At 40.1% G+C, this 12934-nt stretch carries 9 protein-coding genes; 1 reads left to right on the forward strand and 8 read right to left on the reverse strand.

The features are described 5' to 3' along the window. From A5816_RS09840 to tgt, 7 genes are all read right to left on the reverse strand, one after another. Positions 1 to 1296 (reverse strand): TRAP transporter large permease, encoded by a 1296-nt coding sequence (locus tag A5816_RS09840; RefSeq protein WP_086311252.1) that lies wholly within the window; start codon positions 1294 to 1296, stop codon positions 1 to 3. A gap of 15 nt (positions 1297 to 1311) precedes the next feature. Further along, positions 1312 to 1791 carry a TRAP transporter small permease gene (locus A5816_RS09845; protein ID WP_002328053.1) on the reverse strand — a complete coding sequence of 160 codons (480 nt, stop codon included), beginning with the start codon at positions 1789 to 1791 and terminating at the stop codon, positions 1312 to 1314. Positions 1792 to 1796: 5 nt separating this feature from the next. Then, the gene (locus A5816_RS09850) at positions 1797 to 2825 is read right to left on the reverse strand and encodes a TRAP transporter substrate-binding protein (protein WP_010731790.1); all 1029 of its coding nucleotides are present in this window, start codon (positions 2823 to 2825) and stop codon (positions 1797 to 1799) included. A gap of 16 nt (positions 2826 to 2841) precedes the next feature. Further along, a complete protein-coding gene (locus A5816_RS09855) occupies positions 2842 to 3948 on the reverse strand; it encodes a glycoside hydrolase family 105 protein (protein ID WP_010731789.1) in 1107 nt (368 codons plus the stop codon). Positions 3949 to 4176: 228 nt separating this feature from the next. Then, positions 4177 to 6774, reverse strand: a complete 2598-nt coding sequence (adhE, locus tag A5816_RS09860) for a bifunctional acetaldehyde-CoA/alcohol dehydrogenase (protein WP_086311253.1) — start codon at positions 6772 to 6774, stop codon at positions 4177 to 4179. 304 nt (positions 6775 to 7078) lie between these two features. Then, positions 7079 to 7459: a preprotein translocase subunit YajC gene (gene yajC / locus A5816_RS09870; RefSeq protein WP_010731787.1), complete on the reverse strand. Its 381-nt coding sequence runs from the start codon at positions 7457 to 7459 to the stop codon at positions 7079 to 7081. Positions 7460 to 7555: 96 nt separating this feature from the next. Continuing rightward, positions 7556 to 8701: a tRNA guanosine(34) transglycosylase Tgt gene (tgt, locus tag A5816_RS09875; protein WP_002294183.1), complete on the reverse strand. Its 1146-nt coding sequence runs from the start codon at positions 8699 to 8701 to the stop codon at positions 7556 to 7558. A gap of 215 nt (positions 8702 to 8916) precedes the next feature. Between tgt and A5816_RS09880 the strand changes: the two genes are divergently transcribed. Further along, the gene (locus tag A5816_RS09880) at positions 8917 to 9615 is read left to right on the forward strand and encodes a DUF975 family protein (RefSeq protein ID WP_010731786.1); all 699 of its coding nucleotides are present in this window, start codon (positions 8917 to 8919) and stop codon (positions 9613 to 9615) included. A 227-nt stretch (positions 9616 to 9842) separates the two neighbouring features. Here A5816_RS09880 and A5816_RS09885 read toward each other — a convergent pair whose 3' ends face one another. Continuing rightward, positions 9843 to 12485, reverse strand: coding sequence for a cation-translocating P-type ATPase (locus A5816_RS09885; RefSeq protein ID WP_002374241.1), 2643 nt, complete (start codon positions 12483 to 12485; stop codon positions 9843 to 9845). Positions 12486 to 12934: the final 449 nt, after the last annotated feature.

Genomic DNA, 12934 nt, shown 5'->3' on the forward strand with positions numbered 1-12934 from the left:
CTAACTCAGCATATTGGGTAGCCACATGACGATTTGCGGGAAATAGGTAATCAAAAACAAGACGACTAGGATAATCCCATAAAACGGAAGAAGCGGTTTCAGCATTGCCTCTGCTTTTACGCCTCCTACACTTGCACCGACATACAGCCCTGTACCTACAGGCGGCGTGATGGATCCTACACACAGATTCATGATTGAAAACAACCCGTAATGTACAGGATCAACCCCTACACTTGTGACGATCGGTAAAAATATTGGTGTAAAAATCAAAATAGCAGGCGCTACATCCATAAACATGCCCACAAGTAATAACACAAGATTGACTAATAACAGAATCACTAGCTTATTATCCGTTACGCCCATAATCAATGAACTAATTGCCTGAGGAATACCGGTAAACGCCATGGCGAAAGACATCATGGAAGAAGTAGCTAATAAGAACATGATCGTCCCTGACATTGCTACTGATTGAAACAACATATTAGGTATATCTTTTAGTTTTACCGTTTTATAGTAAAACATAGCAATCAGCAGGGAGTAAATGACAGCTATCGCTGAAGCTTCTACTGCTGTAAATATCCCCGTCAAGATACCACCGATAATGATGACAATCAATAGAAGGCTAGGAATCGCCTCTTTTATTATTTTTCCAGCATGAGCCATCTGTCCTTTTTCGACAACAGGGTATTTATTCTTTTTAGCAACGATGAATGCTACTAGCATGATTCCTAGTGCCCACAAAGCCCCTACGAGATAACCTCCCATAAATAAAGCCGAAATCGAAGCACCACCAGCAACAAGTGAATACATGATAAAAGCAGTACTTGGAGGAATGACCATACCTGTCGGAGCTGACGCGATATTGACCGCTGTCGCAAACTTCCGGTCATATCCTTCTTCCACTTGCTGAGGAATCAAGACTCCGCCAATCGCGGTAGAAGCGGCAATGGCTGAGCTAGAGATGGAACCAAATAAAGCATTCCCTAACACATTCGTATGAGCCAAAGCCCCCGGTACGCGTCCGACGAACAACATCGCAAAATCCACTAGTTTCTTGGCTATCCCTCCATTATTCATGATAATACCTGAAAGAACAAAAAACGGAATAGCGATGAGCGAAAAACTGTTGATACTTCCCACCATTTTTTGAGCTGAACTAAAAGCAGAAACATCAAACGGTATAACTAACAATAAAGTCATCATTGATGAGAACGCAATACTTATAGCAATCGGCATCCCTAATACAAGCAACAAGACAAATACAAAAAATAACACTAATCCGGCTTCTATTGCCATTTTATTCCTCCATTTTTATATTTTTTCTTGAATTGCTGGCTTGTTGCTTAATGTATCGATTAGATTGATCAGACTATAGATAATGATGAGTATACCTGAGACAGGTATTGACAAATAGACGTACCCCATCGGAATGCTTAAAGAAGGTGAGATCTGCCCCATTGTCAATGTGACAGCATTCCATCCGCCATACACCATGATCATCGCAGCAAATACCAGAAATAAACTTTGAACAACGACTTCTAAAATCTTACTTTTTTTACCAGATAATTTTTCACTTAAAACCGTTACGGCTAAATGTGCTTTTTGTCCCACAACATACGCGGAAGATAACATGGCAAACCAGACAAGACCGAATCGGACAAGCTCTTCTGTGACCGTATTTGGATTTCCTAAAACCGTTCTGGAAAATACTTGCCATAAAACGACAGCGACCATCCCAACAAGCAAAACAGCTCCTAGGATCTCTAACACCTTATTTAAAATCATTTTCATCACAGCTACGCTCCTTGCTCTTGGATCTTTTGATAAAGGTCTTTGTAGGCAGGATCGTTTTTGAATGTATCATGAATCGGCGCGACTGCCTCTCGAAACGGTGTATTATCTACATCATTGAATTGAACTCCATGTTCTTCTTGTGCTAAAGCTTTTTCTTCTTCAATTGCTCTGGCAAAAGCTTCGATTTCAAAAACCGTCGATTCTTTTGCTGCTTCTTCAATCGCTTTTTCCTGTTCAGCAGTCAGCTGTTCTTTGATAGCATCATTCATGATGATGATATCGGGCACACGTGTATGCTCATCATAAGAATAGTATTTAGCTACCCCGCCATGTCCAGCTGTATACAAGACAAATTCATTGTTTTCTGATCCGTTGATCAAATTGGATTGAAGAGAAGTGTATACTTCATCACTTCCCATGGGGACTGGCGAACCGCCTAAAAGCTCTACCATTTTAATAGCTGTTTCGCTTTGCATCACACGGATTTTCTTTCCCTTCAAATCTTCCGGTGTATGGATTGGTCCATCTACCATATAAAAACTGCGTTGACCAGAATCATAATAGGTCAATCCGGTAAACCCTAAATCTTTGGTTGATTGGTAGATTGGTTCCATTATTTCTTCATTATCCATCACCTTAAAGAAATGTTCTTCATCATTGAATAGATAGGGAACTGAAAAAATCGAATAATCTTTAGAAAAACTTTCCAATGCTGAGGCACTTACTTTTGTGAAATCTACTGCTCCTGACTGTGTCAACTCGATCAGTTCACGTTCTCCACCCAGTTGTCCATCTGGAAAATACTGGATCTGTACGGAACCATCTGTTTTTTCTTTTACTAAACGCCCAAATTCATTCATTGCATCAATTACCGGCTGGCTGTTGCTTGCATAAGCAAAGCGCAAGGTAACTGTCTCATTTACGTCTGCATCTGCGACAGTTGCCACACTAGAATTATTTCCGCAGCCGCTTAGACCTAGCAGACCTAGGCTAAGCGAACTTGCTGCAAACAGCAGTGATGTTTTTTTCATATGGGTTTCCTTTCTTTTAACAATAAGAGACTAGCAATTCTGTCAAACAAAGCACCGTTAACGACTGTCCATAAGGCATTGCTGTGATTCCGATATTCCGATAAAAATCTAAACTATCCCCCATTCCTGTCCCGATTGAAACGTTTTGGACTTCTCCTTTTTCATCGATTTGTTCAAGCAATCCTTGGATAGCACGATAAGCGACTTCTTTATATTCTTGCGGCAAATAACGTTTATGGACCGCTTTCAAAATACCGTAAGCAAATCCTGCAGTTGCAGAAGATTCCACATAAGAAGAAGGATCATCTAACAACGTATGCCATAAACCGCTTTCAGATTGATAAGTTTTTAATGCGCGCACTTGTGCTTCAAGTGTTTCAATCAATAATTTGCGCAATGCATCTTCTTTCGATAGTTCTAAGATCTCGATGATTTCTGGAATAGCAATCGTCAACCAGCAGTTTCCACGAGCCCAAAATGCTTCGGCGTAGTTATGATTTCCTTCAAACGTCCAGCCGTGATACCACAACCCTGTCCGCTTATCCATCAAGTATTTGATGTGGATCATAAACTGGTAACGTGCTTCTTCTAAATATTCTGGGCGATTCAACAGTTTCCCGATTTTTGCCAAAGGAAGCACTGTCATCATCAATGTATCATCCCACAGCTGATTCTTATTTTCCGGTCCATATGTGGCATGTTGCAACCCCTCTTCATTTGTCCGAGGCATGTCATTCATGACCCATTCTGCCCATTGTTCTAAATAAGGCAAATATCGTGAATCTTTCGTGTCTTCATACAAGTAAGCCATCGTCAACAATGGGGCCATCGTATTGACGTTTTTTGGCGGAGCGCCTTCTTCCATCCGATCTTCAAACCATTCATTGACTACTTGATAAGCGCGAGGATTTTTTGTCATCTGGTAATTTTTATAAATACCGTATAATCCGACACCTTGTGGCCAATTCCATACTGTCCAGCTTTTGTCATCTACTTTCAATCCATCAAAGTCCAATAAAAAATCACCGTTATCGTCTTTGATCGTTGTCAGGTTTTCAACGAGTAGGTCAATTTTTTCTTTCACTAATTCTTTAGGTACAAAAATCTCTTCTTTAATAATCATCTTTACGCCACCTTTTTAAACGCTTTCATTTTATATCCTTAATATAGCAGTAATACTGTTCACTATAAATATCGCTTTTTGAACAAAAACTGTCTAAAATTGACCTAAACGTTAAATAACAAAAGTAACTTTCAAATACTTAGAAAACAAAAAAAAGAACTTGGAGAAACAACGTTTTCCAAGTTCTTTTCATCTATTTTTTTATCTCTTTTCTACGCTTTCTTTTGCTTATCCATTGTAAGCATCAATGATGATTTGTTTCAATTCAGAGATCAATGGTTCTTTCGGATTAGCTGTCGTACATTGGTCTTCGTAAGCTAATTCAGCCATACGGTCTACGGTTGTATCTAGTGTTTCTTGTGTGACTCCTTGAGCTTTCAGACTCATGTTGATGCCGACAGATTTTCCTAATTCATAAACAGCAGTTGCTAAAGCTTCGACTAATTCCTCTGTTGTTTCGCCTTTCAGACCTAAGAATTTTGCAATATCTGCGTAATCTGTATCTGCACGGAAATAGTCATATTTAGGGAACATCGCATGTTTTTGTGGATCTTTTGCATTATAGCGGATAATATGCGGTAAAAGAATCGCATTTGTCCGTCCATGAGGGATCCCGTATTCCCCGCCGATTTTATGTGCGACTGAGTGACAAATACCTAGGAATGCGTTAGCAAACGCCATACCAGCCATTGTAGAAGCGTTGTGCATTTTTTCACGTGATTCCATATCAGGTGTTTTCACTGATTTTTCTAAATAGTCAAAGACTAATTTGATCGCTTGCAGACTCAACCCGCGTGTATAATCTGAAGCCATGACTGAAACATAAGACTCAATGGCATGCGTCAACACATCCATTCCTGTATCTGCTGTGACAGATGCTGGAACTGACATGACGAATTGAGGATCGACGATTGCGACATCCGGTGTCAATGCATAATCTGCCAACGGATATTTCACATGTGTTTCACTGTCAGTGATGACCGCAAATGGTGTTACTTCAGAACCAGTCCCTGATGTTGTCGGGATACATACGAATTGTGTCTTTTCTGGTTTATCGATCTTGTATGTCCGTTTACGGATATCCAAGAATTTTTGTTTTGCACCGAAGAAAGATGTGTCTGGGTGTTCGTAGAACATCCACATTCCCTTAGCCGCGTCCATTGCAGAACCGCCTCCAAGAGCAATTACTGTATCCGGCTTGAAGTCTGCCATCAATTTCGTTCCTGCGTATACGGTATTTGTCGATGGGTTCGGTTCAACCTCTGAGAAGACTTCGATTTTCACATCATTTTTGCGTCGTGCCAATACTTCACGAACTGTATCGCAGTAACCAAATTGGACCATACCTGGGTCACAAACGATCATGACACGTTCAACATTTTCCATTTTCTCTAAGTACAATAGAGAATTCTTTTCAAAGAAGATTTTTGGCGGTAATTTGAACCATTGCATGTTATTTCTCCGTTTCGCTACAGTTTTGACATTGATTAAGTTTACAGCAGAGACGTTACGAGAAACAGAGTTCTTACCATAAGAACCGCATCCCAAAGTCAATGACGGAATCATTTCGTTATAGATATCACCGATGCCGCCTTCTGCAGATGGTGTATTCACTAAAATACGACAAGCTTTCATTCGAAGACCGAATTTGACATGCAACTCTTCGTTTTCTGAATGAATAACTGCTGTATGTCCTAATCCTCCAAGATTCAACATACCTTCACACAAATCAAACGCATGGTCCGTGTTGTTAGCTTTGATCATGGCAAGAACTGGAGAAAGTTTTTCTCTTGATAGCGGATAATCTGGTCCTACGCCTTCCAATTCAGCAATCAGCATTTTCGTTCCTTTTGGTACACTGATTCCTGCCATTTTAGCGATTTCCATCGCAGAATGTCCAACGATTGATGGATTGACCGCATATTTTCCTTCGTTCATCACTGCATCTTCCAATTTTTGCAATTCATCTGGTTTTACGATATAAACTTGGTGTGCTTGGAATTCTGCTTTTACTGCTGCGTAGATTTCTTTGTCCACGATCACAGCTTGTTCAGAAGCACAGATCATCCCATTATCAAATGTTTTCGAAACGATCAAATCGTTCACTGCACGTTTGATTTTTGCTGTTTTTTCAATATAAGCTGGTACGTTACCTGGACCTACACCTAAAGCTGGTTTTCCTGTAGAGTAAGCAGACTTGACCATTCCAGCTCCACCTGTTGCTAAGACGATCGCGATACCTGGATGGTTCATTAGCATAGAAGTCGCTTCGATCGATGGATGTTCGATCCATTGGATACAATTTTCAGGAGCTCCGGCAGCGATAGCAGCATCACGTACCACTCGTGCTGCTTCTGCAGAAGATTTTTGGGCACTTGGATGGAAAGCAAAAACGATCGGATTTCTTGTTTTCAACGCGATCATTGATTTGAAAATCGTTGTGGAAGTCGGATTCGTTGTTGGAGTTACTCCGCAAACCACACCGACTGGTTCAGCAATTTCAATCAATCCTTTTTGGACATCTTCATTGATTACACCAACTGTTTTATCATGTTTGATATTATGCCAAATATATTCGGACGCATACATATTTTTGATTGCTTTATCTTCGTAAACACCGCGACCTGTTTCTTCCACAGCCATCTTTGCTAATGGCATATGTTGATCTAAAGCTGCCATTGCCATTTCATGCACGATATGGTCCACTTTTTCTTGATCAAAGCTTTCCATTTCTTTCAATGCTGCATTTGCTTTTTCTGCCAAACCATCAATCATTGCTTGTACGTCAATTGTCTTCGTTTTTTCTTTTTCCATTACTTTAGCCATCATTATCCTCCTAATGGGTCATGGTTATTTGTTAAATCATTCACATGTATATCATACAATATTTGTTTTTCTATGTAAACACTTTTTTGTGATTTTTTTCACAGTTATTTTTAAATATAAAATCGCTTTATTTACAGGCGTTTGTATAGAAAAATATATAAAGTTATTTATTATTATTTATATGACACACCCGATTATTCAATGTTGAGCAATGTATCCCATGCTCTTATCTCTTTCTTTTTTGAATAAAAAATGAGGTAGGACATCTTTCTGCCCTACCTCGTCTTTAAATAAGCTTTGATACTTATTTTTCTTTCTTCTCTTCTGTCTCTTCCAGTGTTTCTGTTGTTTCAGTTTTTACTTCAACTGTCTCAGTTGGTTCTTCTGTTGTTTCAACAGTCGTTGTTGCATCATTTGTTACGACAGTCCCTGGTTTGACCGTTTTGATTGCTGCACGATCGTACTCAAGGAAGATCCCTTCGCAGTCTAAAACGACTGTCCGTTTATCATTGTCGATTTCTGAAACAACTCCGTGTAATCCGCCAATCGTTACGACTGAATCACCTGGTTTCATGCTGTCTAACAAGTTTTGACGTTCTTGCTGTTGTTTCTTTTGCGAACGTGACATAAAAAACCACATTGCTAATAGCGCGATAAACATCACAAGCATTGGTAATGATCCCATTTTTTTCACCTCACTAATTCTGTATCTACAAAAAACACTTTAGCAGAAAAATGCTGCTAACACTAGTTTTTTACTTAATTTTTAAAAGATTTTCCTTTAGAAACTTTTTGCGTTTTCTTTATTGAACCCGTACTCTTCAAAAAAGGCTTCTCTAAATTCAAGCAAATTATCATCCATGATCGCTTGACGTACTTGTTTCATTAGATTCAACAAGAAGTATAAATTATGGTAAGAAGTCAAACGAATGCCAAATGTTTCATCACATTTGATTAAATGGCGGATATAGGCACGTGTATAGTTTTTACATGTGTAACAATCACATTTCTCATCAATTGGACGGAAATCATGGGCATATTTCGCATTTTTGACTACTAGACGGCCTTGAGAAGTCATGCATGTGCCATTTCGAGCGATTCGAGTAGGCAAGACACAGTCAAACATGTCTACTCCACGGATAACACCATCGATCAATGAATCAGCAGCACCGACACCCATCAAGTAACGTGGTTTGTTTTCGGGGATCAACGGTGTAGTGAATTCTAATACACGATTCATTTCTGATTTAGGTTCCCCGACAGATAACCCGCCGATTGAGTAACCAGGGAAATCCATGCCGACTAGATCTTTCGCGCTTTGACGACGAAGATCTTCAAATCCTGCGCCTTGGATGATTCCAAATAATCCTTGACGGTCTGGGTTCGCATGAGCTTTCAATCCTCGTTCTGCCCATCGAGACGTACGTTCTACTGATTTTTTCACGTAGTCGTAACTTTCATCGAATGGGGGACATTCGTCAAAACTCATCATGATATCAGAGCCCAATTTATTTTGGATGTTGATTGCTTTTTCTGGTGATAAAAACATACGCGAACCGTTCAAGTGGTTTTTGAAATGCACGCCTTCTTCTTCAATATTCCGCATATCACTTAATGAAAAAACTTGAAAGCCGCCTGAATCTGTTAAAATCGGTTGATCCCAGTTCATAAATTTATGCAGTCCGCCAGCTTCTTCTACTAAGTCTTCACCAGGGCGTAGCCATAAATGATATGTATTACTTAAAATAACGCCAGCACCCATTTCTTTCAACTCTTCCGGGGACATTGTTTTTACTGTAGCTAATGTTCCTACTGGCATGAACATTGGTGTGGGAAAAGTTCCGTGCGGCGTGATCAATTCCCCTAAACGCGCGCCAGTATGTTTTTCTTTCTTGATTAAACGATAGCGAATGGCAGGTTGCGTCATTCATTTCCCTACTTTCTATATAAAATATCTTGACAACTCCCACCATCATAATCGTTTCAAGTGCTTTTTGCAAGTTCCCTCGGCTTCCTTCTACTTTATTTAATATTCTTTTTTTTATCTTTTTTTCATGAATAACAAAAAGAAAAAAACATTATGAAAGAAATATTTTTTGATACATGGTATATTGGTTTTATGAAAGAAAGGAGGGGAAAATCATGCAATCTTCTGCAGAATTAAAACGCCAAGCAAAAGAGAGTTTAAAAGGTCGGTGGGGTCAAGCTGTTTTATTAAATCTAATCCCTACATTGATTGGTATTGCTGCTATTCTTCTTATTATGATTCCTATTATCTTGTTTGCTATTGCCACATATGATGGATCAGCGAACGTCTCAGATGCGATGGCATCAGGAAGCGGTAGTTCAGGAGGCGGTGGTGGAATTATTTCTAGCATTATCAGCGCTTTGTTCATGAGTGGTATTTCTTGGACTTATCTTGATGTTTTACGCGGTCAAAAAGATCAGATTGAACCATTCAAAGATGCATTTCGTGGATTCAAAGGTTTGTTTATCGGCGGAGTGATCGGCTTAGCTGTGTTGATTTCAATCTTTACAACATTATGGGGTTTGTTATTAGTTATTCCTGGAATCATTAAAAGCTATTCTTATTCTCAAAGCTATTTTATCTATTATGATATCGTCCAAGAAACAGGTCAAACGCCTAAAGTACTGGATACGATCACCGCAAGTCGAAAATTGATGGATGGTTACAAAGGAAAACTTTTCTGGTTAGATCTTTCATTTATCGGCTGGCATATCTTAGCATTAGCAACTGCTGGTATCGGTTATCTATGGCTCAGCCCATACATTTCCGCAACAAAAGCAGCATTTTATGAACAATTGCCGAAAGATATTTAAAAGAGAGTGTGAGCCTGCCGTTTAATTCCGAGTCACAAAAAACAGTTTCTCATGTTTGATGAATATCGTGACTTGTGACCGAGGGGTTGGCAGGAGAACACCGTTTATCGAGAGGCAGTAAAAGAAACATTCAGCCTATTAGCAAAAAAGGAGGTGTGACAACATTCATGTCACACCTCCTTTTTGTATAGTTCCAGTAAAAAGAAAATCAACTTAGAAACAGTTAATTATTCCTCTTCTTCTTCTGCTTCCGGTAATCGATGGAACTTGATCAGTTCATTGACCGCGATTGGTACGATAGACAAAATCCCTACCAAGAACCAGTGATTCAAACTGATGTGTACTAGGCCAAATAGTTCTTGCGTAAACGGTAGCAAAGCAACAGCCGTTGTAATAGCTAATGCCAGTAACGCCATTTCTACCAAAGCTTTATTGGTTGCTAAATTGACTTTGAAGATCGATTGACTGCTGCGTACATTGAATACATGCAAAATCGATGAATAAGCTAAGATCAAGAATGCAACTGTTTGACCAACATGCTGACTTGCGTCTACCCATGGGCTGATAGTATCGACATAACTACCTAAATAATAACCAAACAAGGTTACGATGGTGAAGACCCCTGCGTTTATGGCAATTTTTTGCAATAAGCCTCGAGCAAAGATCCCTTCGTTTTTCGGAATAGGTGGCTGATCCATGATGCCGTGTTCTGCTGGTTCTCTTCCTAAAGCAAATCCTGGAAGTCCATCGGCAACTACATTGACAAACAGTAACTGTACAGCTGTGAATGGCGCTCCCCAGCCTAACAGCATCGCAATCAAAACAATAAAGATTTCCGAAATGTTGCAACTTAGCAAAAAGTTGATTGCTTTACGAATATTCTGATAAACCGAGCGTCCTTGACTGACAGCATCGACGATCGTCGCAAAGTTGTCATCCGTCAGAATCATATCTGCGGCACTTTGCGCCACGTCTGTCCCTGTGATCCCCATAGCACATCCGACATTACTTGCTTTCAACGCTGGTGCATCATTCACACCATCACCAGTCATCGCTACGACTGCACCTGTACGTTGCCAAGATTTGACGATCCGGATCTTGTCTTCTGGCGTTACCCGAGCATAGACAGAGAGAGCTTTGACACGCGCATCTAATTCTTCGTCTGATAATTGATGCAGTTCTGATCCTGAGAGTGCTTCTGACGGATCATTCAAGATACCTAATTCTTTCGCTATGGCACTGGCAGTTACCACATGATCTCCAGTGATCATGACTGTTTTGATGCCGGCCTTTTTCGCTCGCTTGATTGCTCCTTTACTTTCTGGACGTGGCGGATCGATCATTCCGATCAGGCCAATCAAACGTAAGTCTTTTTCCAACGCTTCAGAAGAAATATCTTGCGGTTCTTCGTCATAAGTAGCATAACCAACAGCAATCACTCTCAGTGCCCGTTTACCAAAGCGATCATTAACGATTGCTGCTTGTTCTACATCGCCTGAACTAAAGCGCGGAGCCAGAACATCGAATGCTCCTTTGGTGATTGAGATGTATTTTTCGCCCATTTGATGAACCGTTGTCATCATTTTTCGTTCGGAATCAAAAGGAAGCTCGTTTACTCGTGGATATTTTTCTTCTAATTCTGCTTTTGTATGATAGTTCTCTTCAACAGCCCTAACGATGGCTGCCTCTGTTGGATTACCTTTGATAACAAGCTCATCGTCTTCTTGTTCGACCGTCACATCTGTACATAGTGCAGCCATTTTCAATATTTCCATCGCGCTGTTCGTCATTGAGTCTTCGATATTCGTTACTTCATCTTCTTTGCTCCAGACTCGGCGGACGCGCATTTCATTTTGTGTCAGCGTTCCTGTTTTGTCTGAGCAGATAACATTAGCGGTTCCTAGTGTCTCTACTGCTGGTAGCTGCCGGATAATCGCATGTTTCCTGGCCATCTTCTGCACACCGTATGCAAGTGTCAACGTAACAATAACAGTCAAGGTTTCCGGTACAGCTGCAACAGCCAAGGAAATCGAAGTCATGAACATCTCAAGGAGTGGTTCTCCTTGCAGTTCGCCAATCACAAATACTAGAGCCGCAGCCGCTAAAGCGATCATACTGATTCGTTTGCCTAGCTGATTCAATCGGACCTGTAAAGGTGTTTTTTGCATGGTGTTTTCGTTCAAAAGATCCGCGATCTTACCCATTTCTGTAGCCATACCAATGGCAGTGACGATCGCTTTCCCACGACCTGCAGCAACCGTACATCCTTTAAATACCATATTAAGTTGGTCACCTAATGACTCATCTTCTTTTGCGACGAATGCTGCATCTTTTTCGACTGCTTCACTTTCTCCAGTCAACGCCGATTCTTCTACACGTAATTGTGATGCTTCGATCAAACGGGCATCGGCAGAAATAGCATCACCGGACTCTAAAACAAGAATATCCCCAACCACCAGTTGCTCTGACTCAACAGTGGTCACTTTGCCGTCTCGTATGACAGTTGCCGTTTGTTTATTCATATCTTGCAAGGATTCCAGTGCTTTTTCTGCGTTTCCTTCTTGGACGATCGCCAATACCGAGTTGATCACAACGATAGCGATGATCAGCAGTCCTTCAAATAAATCTCCATGTTCTGTAGCAAATGCAGTATAAAAGGAAATCACCGCTGCTATAAGAAGGATGATCGTTGTAAAATCCGACAAGCTTCGAAAGAATTTTTTGATCATCGATTCTTTCGGTGCCTCATCGAATTTATTCAATCCCTGCTTTTTTCGACGTTCATCCACTTCTTGTGAAGACAACCCAGTATCTGGATCTGCTTCTGTTACCTTCTTTACTTCTTCTATTGTCTGCTTGTATTCTTCCATCCTATTCCTCCTTTAAAATCTTTGTACAAAAAAAGGTACTAATTTTACTATAACATCCTTTTTTTAATTACTTCAAACAAAGGGCCTATTGATTATTTGTTAAGAAAGCATAAAATCCAAAGCACTTACATTTGCAAACGCTACCAAAAGATGCTATTATATAGATGTAAGGAAGGAGGATACCATCAAATAAACAGAAGAATTTCTCGATAGAACAGTGTAAGCAAACAAAGTTGTTAGAAGTACAGGTTTCACCCAGACATGCGTGTAGAGTACAAAACTATAAATAGTGAATGCGTATGGATGTTTGGATCACGAAGTATCCGAAACAAGAAGTAATGCGATACGTAACAATTGAATAACGTAAACGTCTGAAAATTGAATAGGAACAAGAGATGTTTCAAATGTTGAAGATGTAACGAAAACAAAATTTTTGTTTAACATGAAGA

It is taken from the genome of Enterococcus sp. 3G1_DIV0629, from assembly GCF_002141285.1.
Classification (GTDB): Bacteria; Bacillota; Bacilli; order Lactobacillales; family Enterococcaceae; genus Enterococcus_B; species Enterococcus_B lactis.